Source organism: Bacillus sp. PAMC26543 (assembly GCF_014250375.1).
GTDB classification, from domain to species: domain Bacteria; phylum Bacillota; class Bacilli; order Bacillales; family Bacillaceae; genus Bacillus; species Bacillus halotolerans.
The window spans coordinates 3,993,576-4,020,537 of record NZ_CP060193.1 but is presented as its reverse complement, the minus strand read 5'-3'; the positions used below and the strand labels follow the sequence as shown (position 1 = coordinate 4,020,537).

The 26,962-nt window shown below is 42.8% G+C and carries 36 protein-coding genes and 1 pseudogene; all 37 read left to right on the top strand.

Features of this window, described 5'->3' with window-relative positions; all coding sequences use genetic code 11:
- The first annotated feature begins 44 nt into the window (after window positions 1-44).
- The 37 genes and pseudogenes from rpoB (at window position 45) to rpsK (ending at window position 26,894) form a co-directional block, all read left to right on the top strand.
- The gene (rpoB, locus tag H7F27_RS20250; RefSeq protein WP_044153423.1) at window positions 45-3,626 is read left to right on the top strand and encodes a DNA-directed RNA polymerase subunit beta; all 3,582 of its coding nucleotides are present in this window, start codon (window positions 45-47) and stop codon (window positions 3,624-3,626) included.
- Between the two features lie 61 nt (window positions 3,627-3,687).
- Entirely contained in the window at window positions 3,688-7,287 is a 3,600-nt protein-coding gene (gene rpoC, locus H7F27_RS20245) for a DNA-directed RNA polymerase subunit beta' (RefSeq protein ID WP_044153421.1), read from the top strand.
- Window positions 7,288-7,466: 179 nt separating this feature from the next.
- Entirely contained in the window at window positions 7,467-7,715 is a 249-nt protein-coding gene (locus tag H7F27_RS20240) for a 50S ribosomal protein L7ae-like protein (protein ID WP_059291694.1), read from the top strand.
- A gap of 114 nt (window positions 7,716-7,829) precedes the next feature.
- Complete coding sequence (gene rpsL, locus H7F27_RS20235) at window positions 7,830-8,246, top strand: 30S ribosomal protein S12 (protein WP_003156445.1); 417 nt, start codon at window positions 7,830-7,832, stop codon at window positions 8,244-8,246.
- 41 nt (window positions 8,247-8,287) lie between these two features.
- Window positions 8,288-8,758, top strand: a complete 471-nt coding sequence (gene rpsG / locus H7F27_RS20230; RefSeq protein WP_003225784.1) for a 30S ribosomal protein S7 — start codon at window positions 8,288-8,290, stop codon at window positions 8,756-8,758.
- Between the two features lie 52 nt (window positions 8,759-8,810).
- Entirely contained in the window at window positions 8,811-10,889 is a 2,079-nt protein-coding gene (fusA, locus tag H7F27_RS20225) for an elongation factor G (RefSeq protein WP_095714790.1), read from the top strand.
- 119 nt (window positions 10,890-11,008) lie between these two features.
- Entirely contained in the window at window positions 11,009-12,199 is a 1,191-nt protein-coding gene (gene tuf, locus H7F27_RS20220; RefSeq protein WP_010332768.1) for an elongation factor Tu, read from the top strand.
- Window positions 12,200-12,297: 98 nt separating this feature from the next.
- Window positions 12,298-13,236: an alpha/beta fold hydrolase gene (locus H7F27_RS20215; protein ID WP_185848350.1), complete on the top strand. Its 939-nt coding sequence runs from the start codon at window positions 12,298-12,300 to the stop codon at window positions 13,234-13,236.
- Between the two features lie 259 nt (window positions 13,237-13,495).
- Entirely contained in the window at window positions 13,496-13,804 is a 309-nt protein-coding gene (gene rpsJ / locus H7F27_RS20210; protein ID WP_003156464.1) for a 30S ribosomal protein S10, read from the top strand.
- A 39-nt stretch (window positions 13,805-13,843) separates the two neighbouring features.
- Window positions 13,844-14,473: a 50S ribosomal protein L3 gene (gene rplC / locus H7F27_RS20205; protein ID WP_059291697.1), complete on the top strand. Its 630-nt coding sequence runs from the start codon at window positions 13,844-13,846 to the stop codon at window positions 14,471-14,473.
- Window positions 14,474-14,500: 27 nt separating this feature from the next.
- A complete protein-coding gene (gene rplD, locus H7F27_RS20200) occupies window positions 14,501-15,124 on the top strand; it encodes a 50S ribosomal protein L4 (RefSeq protein ID WP_003242004.1) in 624 nt (207 codons plus the stop codon).
- A complete protein-coding gene (gene rplW, locus H7F27_RS20195; RefSeq protein WP_003225793.1) occupies window positions 15,124-15,411 on the top strand; it encodes a 50S ribosomal protein L23 in 288 nt (95 codons plus the stop codon). The genes rplD and rplW overlap by 1 nt, the downstream gene beginning before the upstream one ends.
- Before the next feature lie 31 nt (window positions 15,412-15,442).
- Window positions 15,443-16,276: a 50S ribosomal protein L2 gene (gene rplB, locus H7F27_RS20190; RefSeq protein WP_003225795.1), complete on the top strand. Its 834-nt coding sequence runs from the start codon at window positions 15,443-15,445 to the stop codon at window positions 16,274-16,276.
- A gap of 57 nt (window positions 16,277-16,333) precedes the next feature.
- Window positions 16,334-16,612, top strand: a complete 279-nt coding sequence (rpsS, locus tag H7F27_RS20185; protein WP_003156472.1) for a 30S ribosomal protein S19 — start codon at window positions 16,334-16,336, stop codon at window positions 16,610-16,612.
- Between the two features lie 16 nt (window positions 16,613-16,628).
- Window positions 16,629-16,970, top strand: a complete 342-nt coding sequence (gene rplV / locus H7F27_RS20180) for a 50S ribosomal protein L22 (RefSeq protein ID WP_003156475.1) — start codon at window positions 16,629-16,631, stop codon at window positions 16,968-16,970.
- Between the two features lie 3 nt (window positions 16,971-16,973).
- Window positions 16,974-17,630, top strand: coding sequence for a 30S ribosomal protein S3 (gene rpsC, locus H7F27_RS20175; RefSeq protein ID WP_010332773.1), 657 nt, complete (start codon window positions 16,974-16,976; stop codon window positions 17,628-17,630).
- A gap of 1 nt (window position 17,631) precedes the next feature.
- Window positions 17,632-18,066 carry a 50S ribosomal protein L16 gene (gene rplP, locus H7F27_RS20170; protein ID WP_003225801.1) on the top strand — a complete coding sequence of 145 codons (435 nt, stop codon included), beginning with the start codon at window positions 17,632-17,634 and terminating at the stop codon, window positions 18,064-18,066.
- Complete coding sequence (rpmC, locus tag H7F27_RS20165) at window positions 18,056-18,256, top strand: 50S ribosomal protein L29 (RefSeq protein WP_003156482.1); 201 nt, start codon at window positions 18,056-18,058, stop codon at window positions 18,254-18,256. Before rplP ends, rpmC begins: the two co-directional genes overlap by 11 nt.
- Window positions 18,257-18,278: 22 nt before the next feature.
- The gene (gene rpsQ / locus H7F27_RS20160) at window positions 18,279-18,542 is read left to right on the top strand and encodes a 30S ribosomal protein S17 (protein ID WP_003178345.1); all 264 of its coding nucleotides are present in this window, start codon (window positions 18,279-18,281) and stop codon (window positions 18,540-18,542) included.
- 41 nt (window positions 18,543-18,583) lie between these two features.
- Window positions 18,584-18,952: a 50S ribosomal protein L14 gene (gene rplN / locus H7F27_RS20155; RefSeq protein WP_003225805.1), complete on the top strand. Its 369-nt coding sequence runs from the start codon at window positions 18,584-18,586 to the stop codon at window positions 18,950-18,952.
- 36 nt (window positions 18,953-18,988) lie between these two features.
- Window positions 18,989-19,300 (top strand): 50S ribosomal protein L24, encoded by a 312-nt coding sequence (gene rplX / locus H7F27_RS20150; protein WP_003156486.1) that lies wholly within the window; start codon window positions 18,989-18,991, stop codon window positions 19,298-19,300.
- Window positions 19,301-19,325: 25 nt separating this feature from the next.
- Window positions 19,326-19,865, top strand: coding sequence for a 50S ribosomal protein L5 (rplE, locus tag H7F27_RS20145; protein WP_044153413.1), 540 nt, complete (start codon window positions 19,326-19,328; stop codon window positions 19,863-19,865).
- Window positions 19,866-19,887: 22 nt separating this feature from the next.
- Window positions 19,888-20,073, top strand: a complete 186-nt coding sequence (rpsN, locus tag H7F27_RS20140) for a 30S ribosomal protein S14 (protein WP_003156488.1) — start codon at window positions 19,888-19,890, stop codon at window positions 20,071-20,073.
- 31 nt (window positions 20,074-20,104) lie between these two features.
- Complete coding sequence (gene rpsH, locus H7F27_RS20135; RefSeq protein WP_010332776.1) at window positions 20,105-20,503, top strand: 30S ribosomal protein S8; 399 nt, start codon at window positions 20,105-20,107, stop codon at window positions 20,501-20,503.
- A gap of 29 nt (window positions 20,504-20,532) precedes the next feature.
- Entirely contained in the window at window positions 20,533-21,072 is a 540-nt protein-coding gene (gene rplF / locus H7F27_RS20130) for a 50S ribosomal protein L6 (RefSeq protein WP_010332777.1), read from the top strand.
- A gap of 32 nt (window positions 21,073-21,104) precedes the next feature.
- Window positions 21,105-21,467 carry a 50S ribosomal protein L18 gene (gene rplR, locus H7F27_RS20125; RefSeq protein ID WP_044153410.1) on the top strand — a complete coding sequence of 121 codons (363 nt, stop codon included), beginning with the start codon at window positions 21,105-21,107 and terminating at the stop codon, window positions 21,465-21,467.
- A 24-nt stretch (window positions 21,468-21,491) separates the two neighbouring features.
- Entirely contained in the window at window positions 21,492-21,992 is a 501-nt protein-coding gene (rpsE, locus tag H7F27_RS20120) for a 30S ribosomal protein S5 (protein ID WP_003156493.1), read from the top strand.
- Window positions 21,993-22,005: 13 nt separating this feature from the next.
- Entirely contained in the window at window positions 22,006-22,185 is a 180-nt protein-coding gene (gene rpmD / locus H7F27_RS20115) for a 50S ribosomal protein L30 (RefSeq protein ID WP_003156497.1), read from the top strand.
- Between the two features lie 30 nt (window positions 22,186-22,215).
- Window positions 22,216-22,656, top strand: a complete 441-nt coding sequence (gene rplO, locus H7F27_RS20110) for a 50S ribosomal protein L15 (protein WP_003225819.1) — start codon at window positions 22,216-22,218, stop codon at window positions 22,654-22,656.
- A 1-nt stretch (window position 22,657) separates the two neighbouring features.
- A complete protein-coding gene (gene secY, locus H7F27_RS20105) occupies window positions 22,658-23,953 on the top strand; it encodes a preprotein translocase subunit SecY (protein ID WP_185848349.1) in 1,296 nt (431 codons plus the stop codon).
- Window positions 23,954-24,006: 53 nt separating this feature from the next.
- Window positions 24,007-24,660, top strand: coding sequence for an adenylate kinase (locus tag H7F27_RS20100; protein WP_010332780.1), 654 nt, complete (start codon window positions 24,007-24,009; stop codon window positions 24,658-24,660).
- Complete coding sequence (gene map, locus H7F27_RS20095) at window positions 24,657-25,403, top strand: type I methionyl aminopeptidase (protein WP_044153406.1); 747 nt, start codon at window positions 24,657-24,659, stop codon at window positions 25,401-25,403. The genes H7F27_RS20100 and map overlap by 4 nt, the downstream gene beginning before the upstream one ends.
- A 64-nt stretch (window positions 25,404-25,467) precedes the next feature.
- Window positions 25,468-25,747: pseudogene (locus H7F27_RS21050) on the top strand (RNA-binding protein).
- Window positions 25,725-25,943 (top strand): translation initiation factor IF-1, encoded by a 219-nt coding sequence (infA, locus tag H7F27_RS20090; RefSeq protein ID WP_003156508.1) that lies wholly within the window; start codon window positions 25,725-25,727, stop codon window positions 25,941-25,943. Before H7F27_RS21050 ends, infA begins: the two are co-directional and overlap by 23 nt.
- 33 nt (window positions 25,944-25,976) lie before the next feature.
- Window positions 25,977-26,090, top strand: coding sequence for a 50S ribosomal protein L36 (rpmJ, locus tag H7F27_RS20085; protein WP_003156543.1), 114 nt, complete (start codon window positions 25,977-25,979; stop codon window positions 26,088-26,090).
- 22 nt (window positions 26,091-26,112) lie between these two features.
- Window positions 26,113-26,478, top strand: a complete 366-nt coding sequence (gene rpsM, locus H7F27_RS20080) for a 30S ribosomal protein S13 (protein WP_003156545.1) — start codon at window positions 26,113-26,115, stop codon at window positions 26,476-26,478.
- A 20-nt stretch (window positions 26,479-26,498) separates the two neighbouring features.
- A complete protein-coding gene (rpsK, locus tag H7F27_RS20075) occupies window positions 26,499-26,894 on the top strand; it encodes a 30S ribosomal protein S11 (protein WP_010332782.1) in 396 nt (131 codons plus the stop codon).
- The last annotated feature ends 68 nt before the right edge of the window (window positions 26,895-26,962 follow it).

Here is a 26,962-nt window from a genome sequence, read left to right as displayed (position 1 = left end):
TGCTTATTACACATATAATACGCATGATTTGAGGGGTGAATCAGTTGACAGGTCAACTAGTTCAGTATGGACGACACCGCCAGCGCAGAAGCTATGCTCGCATTAGCGAAGTGTTAGAATTACCAAATCTCATTGAAATTCAAACCTCTTCTTATCAGTGGTTTCTTGATGAGGGTCTTAGAGAGATGTTTCAAGACATATCGCCAATTGAGGATTTCACTGGTAACCTCTCTCTTGAGTTCATTGATTACAGTTTAGGGGAGCCTAAATATCCTGTAGAGGAATCAAAAGAACGTGATGTGACTTACTCAGCTCCGCTAAGAGTGAAGGTTCGTTTAATTAACAAAGAAACTGGAGAGGTAAAAGACCAAGATGTCTTCATGGGTGATTTCCCTATTATGACAGATACAGGTACTTTTATCATAAACGGTGCGGAACGCGTTATCGTTTCCCAGCTTGTTCGGTCTCCAAGTGTATATTTCAGTGGTAAAGTAGACAAAAACGGTAAAAAAGGTTTTACCGCAACTGTCATTCCAAACCGTGGCGCATGGTTAGAATACGAAACTGATGCGAAAGATGTTGTTTATGTACGCATTGATCGCACACGTAAGTTGCCGGTTACGGTTCTTTTGCGTGCTCTCGGCTTCGGCTCCGATCAAGAGATTCTTGATCTTGTAGGAGAAAACGAATACCTGCGAAATACGCTTGATAAAGATAACACAGAAAACAGCGATAAAGCGCTGCTCGAAATCTACGAGCGCCTCCGTCCTGGAGAGCCGCCTACAGTGGAAAATGCGAAAAGCTTGCTTGATTCTCGTTTCTTTGATCCGAAACGATACGATCTTGCCAATGTAGGACGCTATAAAATTAATAAAAAGCTTCATATTAAAAATCGCCTCTTTAATCAGAGACTTGCTGAAACGCTTGTTGATCCTGAAACAGGAGAAATCCTGGCTGAAAAAGGTCAGATTCTTGATAGAAGAACTCTTGATAAAGTACTGCCATACTTAGAAAACGGAATCGGTTTCAGAAAGCTGTATCCGAACGGCGGTGTTGTTGAGGATGAAGTAACGCTTCAATCCATTAAAATCTTTGCTCCTACTGATCAAGAAGGAGAACAGGTTATTAATGTCATCGGCAATGCTTACGTTGAAGAAGAGATTAAAAACATTACTCCTGCTGATATTATTTCTTCTATCAGCTACTTCTTCAACTTGCTGCACGGAGTAGGCGACACAGATGATATTGACCATCTTGGAAACCGCCGTTTACGTTCTGTAGGTGAACTTCTCCAGAACCAATTCCGTATCGGTTTAAGCCGTATGGAGCGTGTGGTTCGTGAGAGAATGTCAATTCAAGATACGAATACAATTACACCTCAGCAGCTGATCAATATTCGTCCTGTTATTGCGTCCATTAAAGAGTTCTTTGGAAGCTCTCAGCTTTCTCAATTCATGGACCAGACGAACCCGCTTGCTGAATTAACACATAAGCGCCGTCTGTCGGCTCTTGGACCGGGCGGATTGACACGTGAGCGTGCCGGAATGGAAGTGCGTGACGTTCACTACTCCCACTATGGCCGTATGTGTCCGATTGAAACGCCAGAGGGACCGAACATCGGTTTGATCAACTCACTATCATCATATGCAAAAGTAAACCGTTTTGGCTTTATTGAAACGCCATATCGCCGCGTTGATCCTGAAACAGGAAAAGTGACGCCGAGAATCGATTACTTAACTGCTGATGAAGAGGATAACTACGTTGTCGCTCAGGCAAATGCACGACTCGATGACGAAGGTGCATTTGTGGATGACAGCATTGTAGCCCGTTTCCGCGGTGAGAACACCGTTGTTCCTAGAAACCGTGTTGATTACATGGATGTATCGCCTAAGCAGGTAGTATCTGCTGCGACAGCATGTATCCCGTTCTTAGAAAACGATGACTCGAACCGTGCCCTAATGGGAGCGAACATGCAGCGTCAGGCTGTGCCTTTGATGCAGCCGGAAGCGCCATTTGTAGGAACTGGTATGGAATACGTATCAGGTAAAGACTCTGGTGCCGCTGTGATTTGTAAACACCCTGGTATCGTTGAACGTGTAGAAGCGAAAAACGTTTGGGTTCGCCGCTATGAAGAAGTAGACGGCCAAAAAGTAAAAGGCAACCTGGATAAATACAGCTTGCTGAAATTTGTCCGCTCTAACCAAGGTACTTGCTACAACCAGCGTCCGATCGTAAGTGTCGGCGATGAAGTGGTAAAAGGAGAAATCCTTGCTGACGGTCCTTCTATGGAGCTTGGTGAACTTGCACTTGGCCGTAACGTAATGGTCGGCTTCATGACATGGGATGGCTACAACTATGAGGATGCCATCATCATGAGTGAACGTCTTGTGAAAGATGATGTTTATACATCTATTCACATTGAAGAATATGAATCAGAAGCACGTGATACTAAACTCGGGCCTGAAGAAATCACTCGCGATATTCCGAACGTCGGTGAAGATGCGCTTCGCAATCTTGATGACCGCGGAATTATCCGTATCGGGGCAGAAGTAAAAGACGGAGATCTTCTCGTTGGTAAAGTAACGCCTAAGGGTGTAACAGAACTTACTGCAGAAGAACGCCTTCTTCACGCCATCTTTGGTGAAAAAGCCCGCGAGGTTCGTGATACTTCTCTTCGTGTGCCTCACGGCGGCGGCGGAATTATTCACGATGTTAAAGTCTTCAACCGTGAGGACGGAGACGAACTTCCTCCAGGTGTAAACCAGTTAGTGCGCGTATATATCGTTCAGAAGCGTAAAATTTCTGAAGGGGATAAAATGGCCGGTCGTCACGGTAACAAAGGTGTTATTTCTAAGATTCTTCCTGAAGAGGATATGCCTTATCTTCCTGACGGCACGCCAATTGATATCATGCTTAACCCGCTGGGCGTACCATCACGTATGAACATCGGGCAGGTATTAGAGCTTCACATGGGTATGGCCGCTCGTTACCTCGGCATCCACATTGCGTCACCGGTATTTGACGGAGCGCGTGAAGAGGATGTTTGGGAAACACTTGAAGAAGCCGGAATGTCTCGTGACGCTAAAACCGTTCTTTACGACGGACGTACCGGAGAGCCGTTTGATAACCGTGTATCTGTCGGTATCATGTACATGATTAAACTGGCTCACATGGTTGACGATAAACTTCATGCACGCTCTACAGGTCCTTACTCACTTGTTACGCAGCAGCCTCTTGGCGGTAAAGCTCAATTTGGCGGACAGCGTTTTGGTGAGATGGAGGTTTGGGCACTTGAAGCTTACGGTGCAGCTTACACTCTTCAAGAGATTCTGACTGTTAAGTCTGATGACGTGGTTGGACGTGTGAAAACATACGAAGCCATCGTTAAAGGCGACAACGTTCCTGAACCTGGTGTTCCGGAATCATTCAAAGTATTAATTAAAGAACTTCAAAGTTTAGGTATGGATGTGAAAATCCTTTCTAGCGATGAAGAAGAAATAGAAATGAGAGATTTAGAAGACGAAGAAGATGCAAAACAAGCTGACGGCCTGGCGTTATCAGGTGATGAAGAGCCGGAAGAAACAGCATCTGCAGACGTTGAACGCGATGTAGTAACAAAAGAATAATCTCTAGTTATAAAGGCAAGTGACATCGGTTAATCCGAAGATAAAAAGGGAGGTAGGCCCCTTGCTAGATGTGAACAATTTTGAGTATATGAACATCGGTCTTGCTTCACCGGATAAAATCCGTTCATGGTCTTTTGGTGAAGTGAAAAAGCCTGAAACGATAAACTATCGTACGTTAAAACCTGAAAAGGACGGTCTATTCTGCGAACGCATTTTCGGACCGACTAAGGACTGGGAATGTCATTGCGGGAAGTACAAGCGAGTTCGTTATAAAGGCGTAGTTTGTGACCGCTGCGGAGTTGAAGTAACACGGGCTAAAGTCCGTCGTGAGAGAATGGGGCACATTGAACTGGCTGCCCCAGTTTCCCACATTTGGTATTTCAAAGGTATCCCAAGTCGTATGGGTCTAGTGTTAGATATGTCGCCTCGTGCACTGGAAGAAGTTATTTACTTTGCTTCTTACGTTGTAACTGATCCGGCAAACACACCGCTTGAAAAGAAACAGCTTCTATCAGAAAAGGAATACCGTGCGTATCTTGATAAGTACGGTAATAAGTTCCAAGCATCTATGGGTGCGGAAGCGATTCATAAACTTCTTCAAGATATCGATCTTGTAAAAGAAGTTGATATGTTAAAAGAAGAGCTGAAAACATCTCAAGGACAGCGTCGCACTCGTGCGATCAAACGCCTTGAAGTTTTGGAAGCCTTCCGTAACTCAGGAAACAAGCCTTCTTGGATGATCCTTGATGTGCTTCCTGTTATTCCTCCTGAGCTCAGACCGATGGTTCAGCTTGATGGCGGACGTTTTGCGACTTCTGATTTGAACGACCTTTATCGTCGTGTCATCAACCGTAACAATCGTTTGAAACGCCTTTTAGACCTTGGTGCGCCTAGCATTATCGTTCAAAACGAAAAGCGTATGCTTCAAGAGGCTGTCGATGCTTTAATTGACAACGGCCGTCGCGGACGCCCTGTAACAGGTCCTGGTAACAGACCATTAAAATCTCTTTCTCACATGCTGAAAGGGAAGCAAGGCCGTTTCCGTCAAAACCTTCTTGGTAAACGTGTCGATTACTCCGGACGTTCTGTAATCGTCGTTGGTCCTCATCTGAAAATGTACCAATGCGGATTACCGAAGGAAATGGCGCTCGAACTTTTCAAACCTTTCGTTATGAAAGAGCTTGTTGAAAAGGGTCTTGCTCACAACATTAAGAGTGCGAAACGTAAAATTGAGCGCGTACAGCCTGAAGTATGGGATGTACTAGAATCAGTTATCAAGGAGCACCCGGTCCTTCTGAACCGTGCCCCTACGCTTCACAGATTAGGTATCCAAGCGTTTGAACCGACACTTGTTGAAGGACGCGCAATCCGTCTTCACCCGCTCGTATGTACAGCTTATAACGCTGACTTTGACGGTGACCAAATGGCGGTTCACGTACCATTATCTGCAGAAGCTCAAGCTGAAGCACGCATCTTGATGCTTGCCGCTCAAAACATCTTGAACCCTAAAGATGGTAAACCAGTTGTAACACCGTCTCAGGATATGGTACTGGGTAACTATTACCTGACTCTGGAGCGTGCTGGTGCTGTTGGTGAAGGTATGGTCTTCAAGAATACGGATGAAGCGCTTCTTGCTTATCAAAACGGATATGTTCACCTTCATACGAGAGTGGCTGTTGCAGCGAACTCCCTTAAGAACGTGACATTTACCGAAGAACAGCGCTCAAAATTGTTAATTACAACTGTCGGTAAATTGGTCTTCAATGAAATTCTTCCAGAATCATTCCCTTACATGAATGAACCAACGAAGAGCAACATTGAAGAGAAAACACCAGACCGTTTCTTCTTAGAAAAAGGTGCCGATGTAAAAGCTGCCATCGCACAGCAGCCAATCAATGCACCGTTTAAAAAAGGTATTCTGGGTAAAATCATCGCGGAAATCTTTAAACGATTCCACATTACGGAAACGTCTAAAATGCTTGACCGCATGAAAAACCTAGGTTTCAGATATTCAACAAAAGCTGGTATTACAGTTGGAGTTTCTGATATCGTCGTTCTCGATGATAAACAAGAAATTCTTGAAGAAGCACAGGGCAAAGTTGATAACGTTATGAAGCAGTTCCGCCGCGGTCTGATCACTGAAGAAGAACGCTATGAGAGAGTTATCTCTATCTGGAGTTCTGCAAAAGACGTTATCCAAGGCAAACTGATGAAATCACTTGATGAGCTCAACCCGATCTACATGATGAGTGACTCTGGTGCCCGTGGTAACGCGTCTAACTTTACTCAGCTTGCCGGAATGCGCGGTCTGATGGCCAACCCGGCTGGACGTATCATTGAGTTACCGATCAAATCTAGTTTCCGTGAAGGTCTGACAGTATTGGAGTACTTTATCTCCACTCACGGTGCGCGTAAAGGTCTTGCCGATACCGCCCTTAAAACTGCTGACTCAGGTTACCTTACACGCCGTCTTGTTGACGTTGCACAGGATGTTATCATCCGTGAAACTGATTGCGGAACTGACCGTGGCATCCTTGCTCAACCGCTTAGAGAAGGCACTGAAATCATTGAGCGCTTAGAAGAACGCTTAATCGGCCGTTTTGCAAGAAAACAAGTGAAACACCCTGAAACAGGTGAAGTGCTTGTAAACGAAAACGAACTGATCGATGAAGATAAAGCGATTGAAATCGTTGAAGCCGGCATTGAAGAAGTGTGGATCCGTTCTGCCTTCACATGTAATACGCCTCATGGTGTATGTAAACGATGCTATGGCCGAAACCTTGCGACTGGTACCGATGTAGAAGTCGGAGAAGCAGTTGGAATCATCGCTGCCCAATCAATCGGTGAGCCTGGTACACAGTTAACAATGCGTACATTCCATACAGGCGGGGTTGCAGGAGACGATATCACACAGGGTCTTCCGCGTATCCAAGAGCTTTTCGAAGCGCGTAATCCAAAAGGTCAGGCAACAATTACCGAAATCGACGGTACAGTCGTTGAAATCAATGAAGTTCGCGACAAACAGCAGGAAATTGTGGTTCAAGGCGCAGTTGAAACACGCTCTTATACGGCACCATATAACTCCCGCTTAAAAGTAGCGGAAGGAGATAAAATTACTCGAGGCCAAGTGCTGACAGAAGGTTCAATCGATCCGAAGGAACTTCTTAAAGTGACTGACCTGACTACTGTTCAAGAGTATCTTCTTCATGAGGTTCAAAAGGTTTACCGTATGCAGGGTGTTGAAATCGGCGATAAACACGTAGAAGTAATGGTTCGCCAAATGCTTCGCAAAGTACGTGTGATTGATGCCGGTGAGACTGATGTGCTTCCTGGCTCATTACTTGATATTCACCAATTTACTGAAGCGAACAAAAAGGTATTGCTGGAAGGCAAACGACCTGCTACAGGCCGTCCTGTCTTACTCGGTATTACCAAAGCTTCTCTTGAAACTGATTCATTCTTATCTGCTGCTTCCTTCCAGGAAACAACACGTGTCCTTACAGACGCAGCGATCAAAGGTAAGCGTGACGAACTTCTCGGCCTGAAAGAGAATGTTATCATCGGTAAGCTTGTTCCGGCTGGTACTGGAATGATGAAATACCGAAAAGTAAAACCTGTTTCAAATGTTCAGCCGACTGAGGACATGGTTCCGGTTGAATAACTGATATCATGCTGCTGAGAGACTGCAAAACAGTCTTTCAGCAGTCATATTTAAATAAAAAAATCACTCTATGAGAAGATAGAAACTAAAAAATGTCATACCTTGTTGACATTCGTCTCCTAGAATGATAATATAACCAAGGTGCTCGAAATAAACCTGTTACTTTGGAGGATATGTTTATGTCTTATGATAAAGTATCACAGGCCAAATCAATTATTATTGGTACGAAGCAAACAGTGAAAGCTCTAAAACGAGGTTCAGTAAAGGAAGTAGTCGTTGCAAAAGACGCGGATCCTATTCTTACGTCAAGTGTGATAACACTTGCGAAAGATAATGGGATTGCTGTCTCAATGGTTGAATCCATGAAAAAGCTCGGCAAAGCCTGCGGAATTGAAGTAGGAGCAGCAGCTGTTGCCATTATGTTATAACGTACTTTTTGTTTTTGCGTGAGATTTATTCTCGTGTAAAGACATTGTTTTTTGCCTATTGATGAACCACCTGGGTATGTGGGTTATAAAACGTAATGAAGGGAGGAACAAAACATGCCTACAATTAATCAGCTAATTCGCAAAGGACGCGTGAGTAAAGTAGAAAACTCAAAGTCTCCTGCACTTAACAAAGGATACAACAGCTTTAAAAAAGAGCACACTAATGTATCTTCTCCACAAAAACGCGGGGTATGTACTCGTGTTGGTACAATGACACCGAAAAAACCGAACTCAGCACTTCGTAAATATGCTCGTGTTCGTTTGACTAACGGAATTGAGGTTACTGCTTACATTCCTGGTATCGGTCACAACCTGCAAGAGCACAGTGTTGTACTTATCCGCGGCGGACGTGTAAAAGACTTACCAGGGGTACGTTACCACATCGTTCGTGGTGCGCTTGACACTGCTGGAGTTGAAAACCGTGCGCAAGGCCGTTCTAAATACGGTACTAAACGTCCTAAAGCAAAATAATAAACGTATAAACGTATAATTGATGAAGGGAGGATATTCAGATGCCACGTAAAGGTCCTGTAGCAAAAAGAGACGTTTTACCTGATCCGATTTACAACTCTAAGCTTGTATCTCGTCTAATCAACAAAATGATGATCGACGGTAAAAAAGGTAAGTCTCAAACAATCCTATACAAGTCATTCGATATCATTAAAGAACGTACTGGCAATGATGCAATGGAGGTTTTCGAACAAGCATTGAAAAACATCATGCCTGTACTTGAAGTAAAAGCACGCCGTGTAGGTGGTGCGAACTACCAAGTTCCTGTAGAAGTTCGTCCTGAACGTCGTACTACTCTTGGACTTCGCTGGTTAGTTAACTATGCTCGTCTTCGCGGAGAAAAAACGATGGAAGAGCGTTTAGCTAACGAAATCCTTGACGCAGCTAACAACACTGGTGCTGCTGTTAAGAAGCGTGAAGATACTCATAAGATGGCTGAAGCAAACAAAGCATTTGCTCACTATCGTTGGTAGGATTTATATACTAAAAAACACAATTTCCCAATAAGGAAGGAGAAATTACCCAATGGCAAGAGAGTTCTCCTTAGACAAAACTCGTAATATCGGGATCATGGCTCACATTGATGCCGGTAAAACGACTACTACAGAACGTATCTTGTTCTATACTGGTCGTATCCACAAAATTGGTGAAACTCATGAAGGAGCTTCACAAATGGACTGGATGGAGCAGGAACAAGAACGTGGTATCACAATCACTTCCGCTGCGACAACTGCACAGTGGAAAGGATACCGCGTAAACATCATCGATACTCCAGGACACGTAGACTTCACAGTTGAAGTTGAACGTTCTCTTCGTGTACTTGATGGTGCTGTTGCTGTACTTGACGCACAGTCTGGCGTTGAGCCTCAAACAGAAACTGTTTGGCGTCAAGCAACAACTTACGGAGTACCGCGTATCGTTTTCGTCAACAAAATGGACAAAATCGGTGCAGACTTCCTTTACTCTGTAGGAACTTTAAGAGATCGTCTTCAAGCTAACGCGCATGCAATTCAATTGCCGATCGGTGCTGAAGACAACTTCGAAGGTATCATTGACCTAGTAGAAAACGTTGCGTATTTCTACGAAGATGATCTCGGAACTCGTTCTGATGCGAAAGAAATCCCTGAAGAGTACAAAGAGCAAGCTGAAGAGCTTCGCAACAGCCTCATTGAAGCTGTATGTGAGCTTGATGAAGAGCTTATGGACAAATACCTTGAGGGTGAAGAGATCACTATTGACGAGTTAAAAGCAGGTATCCGTAAAGGTACTTTAAATGTTGAATTCTACCCAGTTCTTGTGGGTTCTGCCTTCAAAAACAAAGGTGTTCAATTAGTACTTGATGCTGTTCTTGACTACCTTCCTGCACCAACAGACGTTGCTGCAATCAAAGGTATACGTCCTGATACAAATGAAGAGATTGAGCGTCATTCTTCTGATGACGAGCCATTCTCTGCATTAGCATTTAAAGTTATGACTGACCCTTACGTTGGTAAGCTGACGTTCTTCCGTGTGTACTCTGGAACACTTGATTCTGGTTCATACGTGAAAAACTCAACTAAAGGCAAACGTGAGCGTGTTGGACGTATCCTTCAAATGCACGCCAACAGCCGTGAAGAAATCTCTACTGTATATGCAGGAGATATCGCAGCTGCTGTAGGTCTAAAAGATACTTCTACTGGAGATACTCTATGTGATGAAAAGGATCTAGTTATCCTTGAATCAATGGAATTCCCAGAACCAGTTATCGACGTTGCAATTGAGCCTAAATCAAAAGCTGACCAAGATAAAATGGGTATCGCTTTAGCAAAACTTGCTGAAGAGGATCCAACTTTCCGTACTCAAACAAACCCGGAAACTGGTCAGACAATCATCTCTGGTATGGGTGAGCTTCACCTTGATATCATTGTTGATCGTATGAAGCGTGAATTCAAAGTAGAAGCTAACGTTGGTGCTCCTCAAGTTGCGTACCGTGAAACATTCCGTTCCGGTGCAAAAGTTGAAGGTAAATTCGTACGTCAGTCTGGTGGACGCGGTCAGTTCGGTCACGTTTGGATTGAATTCGAACCAAACGAAGAAGGCGCTGGCTTTGAATTCGAAAATGCGATTGTCGGTGGGGTTGTTCCTCGTGAATACATCCCAGCTGTTCAAGCAGGTCTAGAAGATTCACTTGAAAATGGTGTATTAGCTGGATTCCCGCTTATCGACATTAAAGCAAAACTTTTTGATGGCTCTTACCATGATGTTGACTCAAACGAAATGGCGTTTAAAGTTGCTGCTTCTATGGCATTGAAAAATGCAGTCAGCAAATGTAACCCAGTTCTTCTTGAACCAATCATGAAAGTAGAAGTGGTTATTCCTGAAGAATACATGGGAGACATCATGGGTGATGTTACTTCTCGTCGCGGACGCGTAGAAGGTATGGAAGCTCGCGGTAACGCGCAAGTTGTTCGTGCGATGGTTCCTCTTGCTGAAATGTTCGGTTACGCTACTGCCCTTCGTTCTAACACGCAAGGTCGCGGTACGTTCACTATGCACATGGATCACTACGAAGAAGTGCCGAAGAGCATTGCTGAAGAAATTATCAAAAAAAATAAAGGCGAATAATTGATTTTGCCTCTTAACTCAAGTATAACTACTATTGTAAGATGAGGAAGTGAAAGCTTTCTTTCACTTCCTATCACTCTATACATTACTAATTAAAAGCTCTTAAGGAGGATTTTAGAATGGCTAAAGAAAAATTCGACCGTTCCAAATCACATGCCAATATCGGTACAATTGGACACGTTGACCATGGTAAAACAACTTTAACTGCTGCTATCACAACAGTACTTCATAAGAAATCTGGTAAAGGTACAGCTATGGCGTACGATCAAATTGATGGTGCACCAGAAGAACGTGAGCGCGGTATCACAATCTCTACTGCACACGTTGAGTATGAAACTGAAACTCGTCACTATGCACACGTTGACTGCCCAGGACACGCTGACTATGTTAAAAACATGATCACTGGTGCTGCGCAAATGGACGGAGCTATCCTAGTAGTATCTGCTGCTGATGGCCCAATGCCACAAACTCGTGAGCACATCCTTCTTTCTAAAAACGTTGGTGTACCATACATCGTTGTATTCTTAAACAAATGCGACATGGTAGACGACGAAGAGCTTCTTGAACTAGTTGAAATGGAAGTTCGCGATCTTCTTAGCGAATACGACTTCCCTGGTGATGATGTACCAGTTATCAAAGGTTCTGCTCTTAAAGCTCTTGAAGGAGATGCTGAGTACGAAGCTAAAATCTTCGAACTTATGGATGCAGTTGATGAGTACATCCCAACTCCAGAACGTGACACTGAAAAACCATTCATGATGCCAGTTGAGGACGTATTCTCAATCACTGGTCGTGGTACAGTTGCTACTGGACGTGTTGAGCGTGGACAAGTTAAAGTCGGTGACGAAGTTGAAATCATCGGTCTTCAAGAAGAAAACAGCAAAACAACTGTTACTGGTGTTGAAATGTTCCGTAAGCTTCTTGATTACGCTGAAGCTGGAGACAACATTGGTGCCCTTCTTCGCGGTGTAGCTCGTGAAGATATCCAACGTGGTCAAGTACTTGCTAAACCAGGTACAATCACTCCACACAGCAAATTCAAAGCTGAAGTTTACGTTCTTTCTAAAGAAGAGGGTGGACGTCATACTCCATTCTTCTCTAACTACCGTCCTCAGTTCTACTTCCGTACAACTGACGTAACTGGTATTATCCATCTTCCAGAAGGCGTAGAAATGGTTATGCCTGGAGACAATACTGAAATGAACGTTGAGCTTATCTCTACAATCGCTATCGAAGAAGGAACTCGTTTCTCTATTCGTGAAGGCGGACGTACTGTTGGTTCAGGCGTTGTTTCTACAATCACTGAGTAATAGTATATTGAAAACGAGACCCTTTGGGTCTCGTTTTTTTGTGTACTTATTTGTTTACTTGTATAATAAGGTTTATCTTATTTGAGGAGCTATGGGTTATGAGTGAAAACACATCAATTTCTTTCATGAAAAAACTGAGGATCGAAAATACGAAGCAAATGCTCATGATCAATGGAAATGATATAGCGAACCCATTGCTGCTTTTTTTACATGGTGGACCCGGAGCATCCCAAATCGGATTTATCAGGAGCTATCAAAAGGAACTGGAACAGCACTTTACAGTTGTAAATTGGGATCAAAGGGGTTCAGGTCTTTCCTATACTAAACAGATTCCGCAGAGTTCAATGACAATCAGTCAAATCATTAAAGACACTATTCAAGTTACTGAATGGCTCTTAAATTATTTTTCAAAACCAAAAGTGTACCTTGCAGGACATTCTTGGGGTTCGCTGCTGGCTCTTCATGTTCTGCAAGAGAGGCCGGATCTTTTTCACGCTTATTATGGAATCAGTCAGGTAACTAATACTCAGCTGGAAGAAAAAACGGCCTATGATTCTCTGCGCAAGACAAATCGCTTTCTTTCAGTAGCCTTAGGCTTACTCGGCCCTCCACCTTGGAACAAGAAAATTCAGCACTTCATCTTTCGAGTCTGTATTGAACTGAGCAGGGGAGGATTCACTCATCATCGCCGGCACATTCTTACAGTATTGTGTCAGTTGCTTGCTGGAAATGAGTATGGAATAAAAAACATCTCTCGTTTCATCAGAGGACAGCTTTTCAGCGCAAAGTATTTAACTGATGATTTATTTCGTTTTGATGCATTTAAATCAGTTTCTTCTATTAAAGTACCGAGCTTTTTTATTTCGGGGAGACATGATTTGATCGTTCCTGCTGAAACATCGAAACAGTATTATCTGTTTGTGGATGCTCCTGAAAAGCGCTGGCATTATTTTAAAAACTCCGCCCACACGCCGCATATCGAGGAGCCTTCATTATTTGCCAATACTCTGAGTAAACACGCAGTGTACCACTTATGATAGAAGAAAATTCCCTTATTCACTCGCTTCTTGATAAATAAGAAAAACACCTGTATAATACTAAAAGTGTGCAAATCATGCATATTCTAAATAAGTCTTGCAACATACGTCTATTTTCTGTATAATGGTGTATGTTGGTCTTTGACTGCGATGAAGTGAGAGGTTGCTGACACACCCGGCCGCTTTGCCATGGCAAGGTGTTCAGGTTTTTCTCACGGAGAACTGTCTAACGTGAAGTAGGCGAAAAGGAGGGAAAATAATGGCAAAACAAAAAATTCGTATTCGTTTGAAAGCATATGATCATAGAATCCTTGATCAATCTGCAGAGAAGATTGTTGAAACGGCAAAACGTTCTGGTGCCAGCGTATCTGGTCCGATTCCGTTGCCAACTGAAAAATCAGTTTACACAATCCTTCGTGCGGTGCACAAATACAAAGATTCTCGTGAGCAATTTGAAATGCGTACACATAAACGTTTAATCGACATTGTGAACCCAACACCACAAACTGTTGATGCGCTCATGCGATTAGACTTACCATCTGGTGTCGATATCGAAATTAAACTTTAATTCTAAAATATAGAATGATCTTAATAGGAGGTGTGACGAATGACCAAAGGAATCTTAGGAAGAAAAATTGGTATGACGCAAGTATTCGCAGAAAACGGTGATCTTATTCCGGTAACTGTTATTGAAGCTGCTCCGAACGTTGTTCTCCAAAAGAAAACAGCTGAAAACGACGGCTACGAAGCAATCCAGCTTGGTTTTGACGACAAGCGCGAAAAGCTTTCTAACAAACCTGAACAAGGACACGTTGCTAAAGCGGAAACTGCTCCTAAGCGCTTCGTAAAAGAATTACGCGGAGTGGAAATGGATGCGTATGAAGTTGGTCAGGAAGTCAAGGTTGAAATTTTCTCTGCTGGAGAAATTGTAGATGTAACAGGAGTATCTAAAGGTAAAGGTTTCCAAGGTGCGATCAAGCGCCACGGACAATCTCGCGGACCTATGTCTCACGGTTCACGCTACCACCGTCGTCCTGGTTCAATGGGACCTGTAGATCCTAACCGTGTATTCAAAGGTAAATTATTACCTGGACGTATGGGCGGAGAGCAGATCACTGTTCAAAACCTTGAAGTCGTAAAAGTTGATGCGGAACGCAATCTTCTTTTGATCAAAGGTAACGTACCTGGTGCGAGAAAATCTTTAATCACTGTTAAAAGTGCTGTTAAATCTAAATAACTCTCTTAGGAAAGGAGGAAATTGATCATGCCAAAAGTAGCATTATACAACCAAAACGGTTCTACTGCTGGTGACATCGAATTAAACGCTTCTGTATTTGGAATTGAGCCAAATGAAAGTGTTGTATTCGACGCTATTCTTATGCAAAGAGCTTCCTTACGTCAAGGATCTCACAAAGTAAAAAATCGTTCTGAAGTACGCGGCGGAGGTCGTAAACCATGGCGTCAAAAAGGTACTGGACGTGCCCGTCAAGGTTCTATCCGTTCACCGCAATGGCGCGGAGGTGGTGTCGTATTCGGCCCAACACCACGCAGCTATTCTTATAAATTACCTAAAAAAGTTCGCCGCTTGGCAATCAAATCAGTATTGTCTTCTAAAGTAAACGACAACAACATCATCGTACTTGAAGATCTTACTCTTGATACGGCTAAAACAAAAGAAATGGCAGCTATCCTTAAAGGATTATCTGTTGAGAAAAAAGCTTTAATCGTAACTGCAGATGCTAACGAAGCAGTAGCTTTATCTGCTCGCAACATTCCTGGAGTTACTGTAGTTGAAGCTAACGGAATCAACGTTTTAGACGTTGTCAACCACGAGAAGCTTCTGATTACAAAAGCAGCGGTTGAAAAAGTAGAGGAGGTGCTTGCATAATGAAAGATCCTCGTGATGTTCTAAAGCGCCCCGTCATTACTGAACGTTCTGCTGATTTAATGGCTGAAAAGAAATATACTTTTGAAGTTGATGTAAGAGCTAACAAAACAGAAGTGAAAGACGCGGTTGAAAGCATCTTTGGAGTGAAAGTTGACAAAGTCAACATCATGAACTACAAAGGTAAATCAAAACGTGTTGGACGCTACACTGGTATGACTAGCCGTCGCAGAAAAGCGATCGTAAAACTTACTGCAGACAGCAAAGAAATCGAAATTTTTGAAGCTTAATTATCTGTAAAAAGAAGGAGGGAAATTCAAAATGGCGATTAAAAAGTATAAACCGACCTCTAATGGACGTCGTGGCATGACAACTTCAGATTTTGCTGAAATCACGACTGACAAGCCGGAAAAATCCTTGCTTGCTCCCCTTCACAAAAAAGGCGGACGTAACAACCAAGGTAAATTGACTGTACGTCACCAAGGTGGCGGACATAAACGCCAATACCGTGTTATCGACTTCAAACGCGATAAAGATGGTATACCTGGACGCGTTGCTACAGTTGAATACGATCCAAACCGTTCAGCTAACATCGCTCTAATCAACTATGCAGACGGAGAAAAACGTTACATTCTTGCTCCAAAAGGAATTCAAGTGGGTACTGAAATCATGTCAGGTCCAGAAGCTGACATCAAAGTAGGTAATGCACTTCCACTTATCAACATCCCTGTTGGTACAGTTGTGCATAACATTGAATTAAAACCTGGAAAAGGCGGACAGCTTGTACGTTCAGCTGGTACATCTGCTCAGGTTCTTGGTAAAGAAGGTAAATACGTTCTTGTACGTCTTAACTCTGGAGAAGTTCGCATGATTCTTTCTGCTTGCCGTGCTTCTATCGGTCAAGTAGGTAACGAACAGCACGAACTTATCAACATTGGTAAAGCTGGACGTTCTCGCTGGAAAGGCATCCGTCCAACAGTTCGTGGTTCTGTAATGAACCCTAACGATCACCCACACGGTGGTGGTGAAGGACGTGCGCCAATCGGACGTAAATCACCAATGTCTCCATGGGGCAAACCAACTCTTGGATTCAAGACACGTAAGAAAAAGAACAAATCTGATAAATTTATCGTACGTCGTCGCAAAAATAAATAACGGGGTTGTCTACGGTTCACTTCGGACCGTAGTGCAATCACGAAGGGAGGTTCCAAAATGGCTCGCAGCTTGAAAAAAGGACCATTTGTCGATGGACACTTGATGACAAAAATCGAGAAATTAAATGAAACAGACAAGAAACAAGTCGTAAAAACTTGGTCTCGTCGTTCTACTATTTTCCCACAGTTTATTGGTCACACAATCGCAGTCTATGACGGACGTAAACACGTGCCTGTATTCATCTCTGAAGATATGGTAGGGCATAAGTTGGGTGAATTCGCTCCAACTCGTACGTACAAAGGTCATGCTAGTGATGACAAAAAAACAAGACGCTAAGAGAGGAGGCTTTTAAATGCAAGCTAAAGCTGTTGCAAGAACAGTCCGTATTGCTCCTCGTAAAGCACGTCTAGTAATGGACCTGATTCGAGGCAAGCAAGTAGGTGAAGCAGTGTCAATCTTGAACCTAACACCGAGAGCTGCTTCTCCAATTATCGAGAAAGTATTAAAATCCGCTATTGCAAATGCTGAGCATAACTATGAAATGGACGCTAATAACCTGGTTATTTCTCAAGCATTCGTTGACGAAGGCCCTACGTTAAAAAGATTCCGCCCACGTGCTATGGGACGTGCGAGCCAAATCAACAAACGTACGAGCCACATTACAATCGTTGTATCAGAAAAGAAGGAGGGATAAGTAGTGGGTCAAAAGGTAAATCCAGTCGGTCTTCGTATCGGAGTCATTCGTGATTGGGAATCTAAGTGGTACGCTGGTAAAGATTACGCTGACTTCCTGCACGAAGATTTAAGAATTCGTGAATACATTAGCAAACGACTTTCTGACGCTTCTGTTTCTAAAGTTGAAATCGAGCGCGCAGCAAATCGTGTTAACATTACGATCCACACAGCTAAGCCTGGTATGGTTATCGGTAAAGGCGGTTCTGAAGTTGAAGCACTTCGTAAAGCCCTTAACAGCCTTACTGGCAAGCGTGTACACATTAACATTCTTGAAATCAAAAGAGCAGATCTTGATGCACAGCTAGTTGCTGACAACATCGCTCGTCAATTAGAAAACCGTGTTTCTTTCCGCCGTGCGCAGAAACAACAAATCCAACGCACAATGCGTGCTGGAGCACAAGGTGTGAAAACAATGGTTTCTGGTCGTCTTGGCGGTGCAGATATCGCTCGTTCTGAATACTACAGTGAAGGAACTGTTCCATTGCACACATTACGTGCGGACATTGACTATGCAACATCTGAAGCTGACACTACTTACGGTAAGCTTGGTGTAAAAGTCTGGATCTATCGTGGAGAGGTTCTTCCTACTAAGAAGAAAACTGAGGAAGGAGGAAAATAATATGTTATTACCTAAACGCGTTAAATATCGCAGAGAGCATCGCGGAAAAATGCGTGGCCGTGCGAAAGGCGGTACTGAAGTACATTTCGGTGAGTTCGGTATCCAAGCTCTAGAAGCTTCTTGGATCACTAACCGTCAAATCGAAGCTGCCCGTATTGCGATGACTCGTTACATGAAACGTGGCGGTAAAGTTTGGATCAAAATTTTCCCTTCTAAACCTTACACTGCTAAACCACTTGAGGTACGTATGGGATCCGGTAAAGGGGCTCCAGAAGGTTGGGTAGCTGTTGTAAAACCGGGCAAAGTTTTATTTGAAATTTCTGGTGTGTCTGAAGAGGTTGCTCGTGAAGCACTTCGTCTTGCATCTCACAAATTGCCAATTAAAACGAAGTTCGTAAAACGTGAAGAAATTGGTGGTGAATCAAATGAAAGCTAATGAAATTCGTGACCTTACCACTGCTGAAATTGAACAAAAAGTAAAGTCTCTTAAAGAAGAACTTTTCAATCTTCGCTTTCAATTAGCGACAGGACAACTTGAAAATACTGCTCGCATTCGTGAAGTGCGCAAAGCTATCGCGCGCATGAAAACTGTGATTCGTGAAAGAGAAATTGCTGCTAATAAATAATCACTGAGGGGAGGTCGTGAGCATGAGCGAACGTAACCAACGCAAAGTTTACCAAGGCCGTGTTGTTTCTGACAAAATGGATAAAACCATCACTGTTGTTGTTGAAACATACAAGAAACATTCACTTTACGGTAAACGCGTAAAATACTCAAAGAAATTCAAAGCACATGATGAAAATAATCAAGCGAAAATCGGTGACATCGTAAAGATCATGGAAACTCGTCCATTGTCTGCAACTAAGCGTTTCCGTCTAGTTGAAGTTGTCGAAGAAGCTGTTATTATCTAATAAAGTTCGGAATTCTTTTTTCCGAAGGGAGGTAACAAATAATGATTCAACAAGAGACTCGTTTAAAAGTAGCTGACAACTCTGGCGCACGTGAAGTACTTACTATTAAAGTTCTTGGTGGTTCTGGTCGTAAAACAGCTAACATTGGTGATGTAATTGTTTGCACGGTTAAACAAGCAACACCAGGAGGCGTTGTCAAAAAAGGTGAAGTCGTAAAAGCTGTTATCGTTCGCACTAAAAGCGGAGCGCGCAGAAGTGACGGTTCATACATCAGCTTCGATGAGAATGCATGTGTTATCATCCGTGACGACAAGAGCCCGCGTGGAACTCGTATCTTCGGACCAGTTGCTCGTGAATTGCGTGAAAACAACTTTATGAAAATTGTTTCTCTAGCTCCAGAAGTTATCTAATGAAATAAATGCCTTATTCAAGGAGGTGCGATCAGGATGCATGTAAAAAAAGGCGATAAAGTTATGGTTATCTCTGGTAAAGATAAAGGCAAACAAGGAACGATCCTTGCTGCTTTCCCTAAAAAGGACCGCGTTTTAGTTGAAGGTGTTAACATGGTAAAGAAACACTCTAAACCAACTCAAGCTAACCCTCAAGGCGGTATTTCTAATCAAGAGGCGCCAATTCATGTATCAAACGTTATGCCGCTCGATCCTAAAACAGGTGAAGTGACTCGCGTAGGATACAAAGTGGAAGATGGCAAAAAAGTTCGTGTAGCAAAAAAATCTGGGCAAGTTCTAGATAAATAGTATTAAAGGAAGGGAGGTCTATCTCATGAACCGCCTTAAAGAAAAGTACAATAAAGAAATTGCACCTGCTTTAATGACTAAGTTCAACTATGACTCAGTTATGCAAGTGCCTAAAATTGAAAAAATCGTAATCAACATGGGTGTTGGTGACGCTGTTCAAAACGCAAAAGCAATCGACAGTGCTGTTGAAGAATTAACGTTTATCGCAGGTCAAAAACCTGTCGTTACTCGTGCGAAGAAATCAATTGCTGGATTCCGTCTTCGTGAAGGAATGCCTATCGGTGCGAAAGTAACTCTTCGCGGAGAGCGCATGTATGATTTCCTTGATAAACTTATTTCTGTATCTTTACCGCGTGTACGTGACTTCCGCGGGGTTTCTAAAAAATCTTTCGACGGTCGCGGTAACTACACACTTGGTATCAAAGAACAGTTAATCTTCCCTGAAATTGACTACGATAAAGTAACAAAGGTTCGCGGAATGGACATCGTTATTGTAACGACTGCTAATTCTGATGAAGAGGCTCGTGAGCTATTAACTCAAGTAGGTATGCCGTTCCAGAAATAATCAATGAAAGGGAGGCGAAATCGTGGCTAAGAAGTCAATGATTGCGAAACAACAACGTACACCAAAGTTTAAAGTACAAGAGTACACTCGCTGTGAACGCTGCGGACGTCCGCATTCAGTCATTCGTAAATTTAAACTTTGCCGTATTTGTTTCCGTGAGCTTGCATATAAAGGACAAATTCCTGGCGTGAAAAAAGCCAGCTGGTAATCCCCAAGAAAGGGAAGGAGGTAATTATATAATGGTTATGACAGATCCAATTGCAGATATGCTGACTCGTATTCGTAATGCAAACATGGTACGTCATGAGAAGCTTGAAATTCCTGCTTCTAAATTGAAAAGAGAAATTGCTGAAATTTTAAAGCGTGAAGGTTTCATTCGTGACGTTGAGTTCGTAGAAGACAGTAAACAAGGTATCATCCGCGTTTTCTTGAAATACGGACAAAATAACGAGCGCGTAATCACTGGTCTTAAAAGAATCAGCAAACCTGGTTTGCGTGTTTATGCTAAATCTAATGAAGTACCGCGTGTACTTAACGGTCTAGGAATCGCAATTCTTTCTACATCACATGGTGTTTTAACGGACAAAGAAGCCCGTGCAAAACAAGCTGGTGGAGAAGTATTAGCATACGTTTGGTAAAAAGTTTAACATGAATGGAGGTGTTTGGTATGTCTCGTGTAGGTAAGAAGCTACTTGAGATTCCTTCTGATGTTACAGTAACGTTAAACGATAACAATACTGTAGCTGTGAAAGGACCAAAAGGAGAATTAACTCGTACGTTTCACCCTGATATGGAGATTAAAATAGAGGACAATGTGCTTACAGTCGCTCGTCCTTCTGATCAAAAAGAGCACCGTGCCCTGCATGGTACGACTCGCAGTCTGCTTGGCAACATGGTGGAAGGCGTATCTAAAGGATTTGAAAGAGGTTTGGAATTAGTCGGTGTCGGTTACCGTGCGTCTAAATCCGGAAATAAACTTGTTTTAAACGTTGGATACTCTCACCCTGTTGAGATCGTCCCTGAAGAAGGCATCGATATCGAAGTTCCTTCTCAAACTAAAGTAGTCGTTAAAGGTACAGACAAAGAACGTGTAGGAGCTATTGCTGCTAACATTCGCGCTGTCCGTTCTCCAGAGCCTTACAAAGGTAAAGGAATCCGCTACGAAGGTGAAGTTGTTCGCCGTAAAGAAGGTAAATCTGCTAAGTAAGATCGCTTAAAGTGAAGAAAGGAGTGACCTAGATGATTACGAAAACTAGCAAAAATGCTGCTCGTCTTAAAAGACACGCTCGTGTTCGCGCTAAACTTTCTGGTACTGCTGAAAGACCGCGTCTTAACGTTTTCCGTTCAAACAAGCACATTTACGCTCAAATCATCGATGATGTAAATGGTGTAACACTTGCTAGTGCATCTACTCTCGATAAAGACTTGAACGTTGAAAGCACTGGAGATACTTCAGCTGCTGCTAAAGTTGGAGAATTAGTTGCAAAACGCGCTGCTGAAAAAGGCGTTTCTGACGTAGTATTTGACCGTGGCGGATACTTATACCATGGACGTGTAAAAGCTTTGGCTGATGCCGCTCGTGAAGCTGGACTTAAATTTTAATAAAAGAAGGAGGGACACATGATTATGCGTCGTATTGACCCAAGCAAATTAGAGTTAGAAGAACGCTTAGTTACGGTTAACCGCGTAGCGAAAGTTGTTAAAGGTGGTCGTCGTTTCCGCTTCGCAGCTCTAGTCGTTGTCGGTGACAAAAACGGACACGTAGGATTCGGTACTGGTAAAGCACAAGAAGTACCAGAAGCGATCCGCAAAGCTGTTGAAGATGCGAAAAAGAATTTAATTGAAGTACCAATGGTTGGAACTACAATTCCACATGAAATCATCGGACGTTTCGGTGCAGGTAACATCTTGTTAAAACCTGCTTCTGAAGGTACTGGAGTTATCGCTGGAGGCCCTGTACGTGCGGTACTTGAGCTTGCTGGTGTAGCTGACATCCTTTCTAAGTCTTTAGGTTCTAACACACCGATCAACATGATTCGTGCAACACTTCAAGGCTTAAGTGAACTTAAGCGTGCTGAAGAGGTTGCGAAGCTTCGTGGAAAATCTGTAGAAGAACTGTTAGGATAAGGAGGGAATATTAATGGCTAAATTAGAAATTACCCTCAAACGAAGTGTAATCGGTCGCCCGGAAGATCAACGCGTTACTGTGAGAACACTTGGTTTAAAGAAAACAAACCAAACTGTTGTTCATGAAGACAACGCTGCGATTCGTGGTATGATTAATAAAGTATCTCATTTAGTTTCTGTTAAAGAACAATAAAAATAATTGATCGGATAAGGAGGTGTCCTAATGAAACTTCATGAATTAAAACCTTCAGAAGGTTCACGCAAAACGCGTAATCGCGTAGGTCGTGGTATTGGTTCTGGCAACGGTAAAACAGCTGGTAAAGGTCACAAAGGTCAAAACGCTCGTTCTGGCGGCGGTGTACGCCCAGGGTTCGAGGGGGGACAAATGCCTTTATTCCAACGTCTTCCTAAACGCGGTTTTACTAACATTAACCGTAAGGAATACGCTGTAGTCAACCTAGACAAATTGAACGGTTTTGCAGAAGGAACGGAAGTCACTCCTGAACTTCTTCTTGAGACTGGTGTTATAAGCAAACTTAATGCAGGAGTAAAGATTCTTGGCAACGGTAAATTAGAGAAAAAATTAACTGTAAAAGCCAATAAATTCTCTGCTTCTGCGAAAGAAGCTGTTGAAGCTGCTGGCGGTACAGCTGAGGTGATCTAACTTGTTTAAAACAATCTCCAACTTTATGCGTGTGAGTGATATCCGGAATAAAATCATATTCACTTTACTCATGCTTATCGTCTTTCGCATAGGTGCGTTTATTCCTGTGCCGTATGTTAACGCTGATGTGTTACAGGCACAGTCTCAAATGGGAGTATTTGATCTTCTTAATACATTTGGCGGCGGTGCGCTTTACCAATTCTCTATTTTCGCAATGGGGATTACTCCTTATATCACAGCTTCAATCATCATCCAGCTGCTTCAGATGGATGTTGTGCCGAAGTTTACTGAGTGGTCTAAGCAGGGTGAAGTCGGCCGCCGTAAATTGGCTCAGTTCACAAGATACTTTACGATTGTCCTTGGATTTATCCAAGCGTTGGGTATGTCATACGGATTTAACAATTTGGCTAACGGATTGCTGATTGAAAAATCCGGCGTATCCACATATCTGATCATCGCTTTAGTACTTACTGGCGGAACTTCCTTTTTAATGTGGCTTGGAGAACAAATCACATCTCATGGAGTAGGCAACGGAATATCGATCATTATCTTCGCGGGGATTGTGTCTAGTATTCCGAAAACGGTTGGACAAATATATGAGACTCAATTTGTCGGCAGCAACGATCAGCTGTTTATTCATATTGTGAAAGTCGCTCTTCTTGTGATTGCGATTTTAGCAGTTATTGTTGGAGTTATTTTCATTCAGCAAGCTGTACGGAAAATTGCGATTCAATATGCTAAAGGCACAGGTCGTTCACCTGCTGGCGGAGGTCAGTCTACTCACCTTCCATTGAAAGTGAATCCTGCCGGTGTTATTCCAGTAATCTTTGCGGTTGCGTTTTTAATAACACCGCGTACGATCGCGTCATTCTTTGGAACAAACGATGTGACAAAGTGGATTCAAGCCAACTTTGACAATACACATCCGGTGGGGATGACTATATATGTTGCGTTAATTATTGCCTTTACGTATTTTTATGCTTTTGTCCAGGTTAATCCTGAACAAATGGCTGATAACCTTAAAAAACAGGGTGGCTATATCCCGGGGGTTCGTCCAGGGAAAATGACTCAAGATAGAATTACGAGCATTTTGTATCGACTTACGTTTGTGGGTGCTTTATTCTTAGCCGTGATTTCCATTCTTCCTATCTTTTTCATTCAATTCGCTGGATTGCCTCAAAGTGCACAAATTGGCGGAACATCTTTGTTAATTGTTGTCGGGGTAGCCTTGGAGACAATGAAACAACTAGAAAGCCAGTTGGTGAAACGAAACTACCGTGGATTTATGAAAAACTAGAGGAAATGGATTTATCCATTCCCTCTTAATTAGAGAGGACGGGGGAAATCCGAATGAACTTAGTCTTAATGGGGCTTCCTGGTGCCGGTAAAGGTACACAGGGCGAACGAATTGTTGAGGATTATGGAATACCTCACATCTCAACAGGAGATATGTTCCGTGCTGCTATGAAAGAGGAAACATCACTCGGACTCGAAGCAAAATCTTATATTGATAAGGGAGAGCTCGTACCTGATGAAGTCACAATTGGAATTGTCAAAGAAAGACTTGGCAAAGATGATTGTGAAAGAGGTTTTCTTCTGGACGGATTTCCGCGAACAGTCGCTCAAGCCGAAGCTCTTGAAGAAATTCTTGAAGAATACGGCAAGCCGATTGATTATGTCATTAACATTAAAGTTGATAAAGATTCTTTAATGGAACGTCTGACTGGACGCAGAATTTGCAGTGTTTGCGGCACAACCTATCATTTAGTCTTTAATCCGCCGAAAACGCCGGGTGTTTGTGATAAAGACGGAGGCGAACTCTATCAACGGGCAGATGATAATGAGGAAACAGTCTCTAAACGGCTTGAGGTAAACATGAAGCAGACTCAGCCTTTACTCGATTTCTATTCTGAGAAAGGTTATCTTGTAAACGTGAATGGCCAGCAGGACATTCAAGATGTTTATGCAGATGTGAAGGATCTTCTTGGAGGATTAAAAAAATGATTATCTGTAAAACCCCACGTGAACTTGGTATCATGCGGGAAGCAGGGCGAATCGTGGCTTTGACTCATGAAGAGTTAAAAAAGCACATTAAACCAGGAATCTCGACAAAAGAATTGGATCAAATTGCCGAACGTTTTATTAAGAAGCAGGGTGCAATCCCATCTTTTAAGGGGTATAATGGGTTTCGCGGGAGCATTTGCGTATCAGTGAATGAAGAGCTCGTTCACGGCATTCCTGGCAGCAGGGTGCTGCGTGACGGTGACATCATCAGTATTGATATCGGTGCTAAATTAAATGGTTATCATGGTGACTCTGCATGGACATATCCGGTAGGAAACATCAGTGATGATGATAAAAAACTTCTGGAAGTGACAGAGGAATCTTTATATAAAGGCTTGCAGGAAGCAAAACCAGGTGAACGTTTGTCGAATATTTCCCACGCAATACAAACGTATGTCGAAAATGAGCAGTTTTCAGTTGTTAGGGAGTATGTCGGACATGGTGTTGGTCAAGACTTGCATGAGGACCCGCAAATTCCTCATTACGGTCCGCCCAACAAAGGACCACGGCTTAAACCTGGCATGGTTCTCGCTATTGAACCTATGGTGAACGCTGGCAGCCGCTATGTGAAAACTTTGGCTGATAACTGGACGGTTGTAACGGTAGATGGGAAAAAGTGTGCTCATTTTGAACATACAATTGCGATTACGGAAACGGGTTTTGATATACTGACAAAAGTCTAGATGATGACATCATTCCGAAGGCAGATGTTTTTCCGGCTTGATAGGGCAGAAGGTTCGGTTTAACATTGGCAGGAACGAATTCATCTTGCCGTTGTCGGTGGAATTGTAATCATCATGTACTAATAGCAGACGGAGAAAAGCGTACATTTCATTCTCCTAAGAAATAGAATATCAATCATTTAACCCTTTATGATTGCGTATCTCCGGAAGTTCAGAACAGTATAAACGAAACAGGGCGTGTGACAAACGGAAAACTGAGATTTTCTCTTTTGAAATTTGTCAGAAAGCAAGTTACTGATTTGAAGAAGGGAGAACACTTGAATGGCGAAAGACGATGTAATTGAAGTGGAAGGTACGATAGTCGAAACATTGCCAAACGCGATGTTCAAAGTTGAACTCGAAAATGGACACACTGTTTTGGCTCACGTATCTGGTAAAATCCGCATGCACTTCATTCGCATTTTACCTGGAGACAAAGTTACGGTAGAATTATCTCCATATGACTTAACTCGTGGCAGGATTACGTACCGTTACAAATAAAGCACTCCGGAAACTGAAGGAGGTTGGAAACACATGAAAGTGAGACCATCAGTTAAACCAATCTGCGAAAAATGTAAAGTTATTCGCAGAAAAGGAAAAGTAATGGTGATCTGTGAAAATCCAAAGCATAAACAAAAACAAGGATAATTTATAAGGAGGTGCCCAGAGAATGGCTCGTATTGCTGGTGTAGATATCCCACGTGACAAACGTGTTGTTATTTCTTTAACATATGTCTTCGGAATTGGCCGCACAACGGCTCAGCAAGTCTTGAAAGAGGCTGGTGTTTCAGAAGATACTCGTGTGCGTGATCTTACTGAAGAAGAACTTGGTAAAATCCGTGATGTTATTGACAAACTGAAAGTAGAAGGTGACCTTCGCCGTGAAGTTTCTCTTAACATTAAGCGTCTGATCGAAATCGGAAGCTACCGCGGAATCCGTCATCGCAGAGGTTTGCCTGTTCGCGGACAAAACTCTAAAAACAATGCGCGTACTCGTAAAGGTCCGCGTCGTACTGTAGCTAACAAGAAAAAATAAGTAAGGGAGGTACCTAAACAATGGCTGCTGCTCGTAAATCTAACACGCGTAAACGTCGCGTGAAAAAGAATATTGAGTCTGGAATTGCTCATATTCGTTCAACTTTCAATAACACGATCGTTACGATCACTGACACTCATGGTAATGCTCTTTCTTGGTCTAGTGCCGGAGCTCTAGGATTCAGAGGTTCTCGTAAATCTACTCCTTTTGCTGCACAAATGGCTGCAGAAACAGCTGCTAAAGGTTCAATCGAACATGGACTTAAAACTCTTGAGGTTACTGTAAAAGGCCCTGGTTCAGGTCGTGAAGCTGCTATCCGTGCGCTTCAAGCTGCTGGATTAGAAGTCACTGCTATCAGAGACGTAACTCCTGTTCCTCATAACGGATGCCGTCCACCAAAACGTCGCCGCGTGTAATTTGTTTGTATAGATTTTGTGTCCCTGTCAATAATGGGTTATGATACAGTTATTTATTAAACGAATGC

Bases quoted from the DNA above. Each gene is read 5' to 3' on its own strand.
- rplW (WP_003225793.1), top strand. From the start codon at position 15,124: ATGAAAGATCCTCGTGATGTTCTAAAGCGCCCCGTCATTACTGAACGT.
- rpsH (WP_010332776.1), top strand. From the start codon at position 20,105: ATGGTTATGACAGATCCAATTGCAGATATGCTGACTCGTATTCGTAAT.
- rpmD (WP_003156497.1), top strand. From the start codon at position 22,006: ATGGCTAAATTAGAAATTACCCTCAAACGAAGTGTAATCGGTCGCCCG.
- rpsL (WP_003156445.1), top strand. From the start codon at position 7,830: ATGCCTACAATTAATCAGCTAATTCGCAAAGGACGCGTGAGTAAAGTA.
- rpsK (WP_010332782.1), top strand. From the start codon at position 26,499: ATGGCTGCTGCTCGTAAATCTAACACGCGTAAACGTCGCGTGAAAAAG.
- rplE (WP_044153413.1), top strand. From the start codon at position 19,326: ATGAACCGCCTTAAAGAAAAGTACAATAAAGAAATTGCACCTGCTTTA.
- rpsQ (WP_003178345.1), top strand. From the start codon at position 18,279: ATGAGCGAACGTAACCAACGCAAAGTTTACCAAGGCCGTGTTGTTTCT.
- rpsM (WP_003156545.1), top strand. From the start codon at position 26,113: ATGGCTCGTATTGCTGGTGTAGATATCCCACGTGACAAACGTGTTGTT.
- rplV (WP_003156475.1), top strand. From the start codon at position 16,629: ATGCAAGCTAAAGCTGTTGCAAGAACAGTCCGTATTGCTCCTCGTAAA.
- H7F27_RS20215 (WP_185848350.1), top strand. From the start codon at position 12,298: ATGAGTGAAAACACATCAATTTCTTTCATGAAAAAACTGAGGATCGAA.
- infA (WP_003156508.1), top strand. From the start codon at position 25,725: ATGGCGAAAGACGATGTAATTGAAGTGGAAGGTACGATAGTCGAAACA.
- rplR (WP_044153410.1), top strand. From the start codon at position 21,105: ATGATTACGAAAACTAGCAAAAATGCTGCTCGTCTTAAAAGACACGCT.
- map (WP_044153406.1), top strand. From the start codon at position 24,657: ATGATTATCTGTAAAACCCCACGTGAACTTGGTATCATGCGGGAAGCA.
- rplX (WP_003156486.1), top strand. From the start codon at position 18,989: ATGCATGTAAAAAAAGGCGATAAAGTTATGGTTATCTCTGGTAAAGAT.
- rplB (WP_003225795.1), top strand. From the start codon at position 15,443: ATGGCGATTAAAAAGTATAAACCGACCTCTAATGGACGTCGTGGCATG.
- rplF (WP_010332777.1), top strand. From the start codon at position 20,533: ATGTCTCGTGTAGGTAAGAAGCTACTTGAGATTCCTTCTGATGTTACA.
- rplP (WP_003225801.1), top strand. From the start codon at position 17,632: ATGTTATTACCTAAACGCGTTAAATATCGCAGAGAGCATCGCGGAAAA.
- fusA (WP_095714790.1), top strand. From the start codon at position 8,811: ATGGCAAGAGAGTTCTCCTTAGACAAAACTCGTAATATCGGGATCATG.
- rpsS (WP_003156472.1), top strand. From the start codon at position 16,334: ATGGCTCGCAGCTTGAAAAAAGGACCATTTGTCGATGGACACTTGATG.
- tuf (WP_010332768.1), top strand. From the start codon at position 11,009: ATGGCTAAAGAAAAATTCGACCGTTCCAAATCACATGCCAATATCGGT.
- rpmC (WP_003156482.1), top strand. From the start codon at position 18,056: ATGAAAGCTAATGAAATTCGTGACCTTACCACTGCTGAAATTGAACAA.
- rplN (WP_003225805.1), top strand. From the start codon at position 18,584: ATGATTCAACAAGAGACTCGTTTAAAAGTAGCTGACAACTCTGGCGCA.
- H7F27_RS20240 (WP_059291694.1), top strand. From the start codon at position 7,467: ATGTCTTATGATAAAGTATCACAGGCCAAATCAATTATTATTGGTACG.
- rpsE (WP_003156493.1), top strand. From the start codon at position 21,492: ATGCGTCGTATTGACCCAAGCAAATTAGAGTTAGAAGAACGCTTAGTT.
- rpsG (WP_003225784.1), top strand. From the start codon at position 8,288: ATGCCACGTAAAGGTCCTGTAGCAAAAAGAGACGTTTTACCTGATCCG.
- rpmJ (WP_003156543.1), top strand. From the start codon at position 25,977: ATGAAAGTGAGACCATCAGTTAAACCAATCTGCGAAAAATGTAAAGTT.
- rplC (WP_059291697.1), top strand. From the start codon at position 13,844: ATGACCAAAGGAATCTTAGGAAGAAAAATTGGTATGACGCAAGTATTC.
- rpsJ (WP_003156464.1), top strand. From the start codon at position 13,496: ATGGCAAAACAAAAAATTCGTATTCGTTTGAAAGCATATGATCATAGA.
- H7F27_RS20100 (WP_010332780.1), top strand. From the start codon at position 24,007: ATGAACTTAGTCTTAATGGGGCTTCCTGGTGCCGGTAAAGGTACACAG.
- rplD (WP_003242004.1), top strand. From the start codon at position 14,501: ATGCCAAAAGTAGCATTATACAACCAAAACGGTTCTACTGCTGGTGAC.
- rplO (WP_003225819.1), top strand. From the start codon at position 22,216: ATGAAACTTCATGAATTAAAACCTTCAGAAGGTTCACGCAAAACGCGT.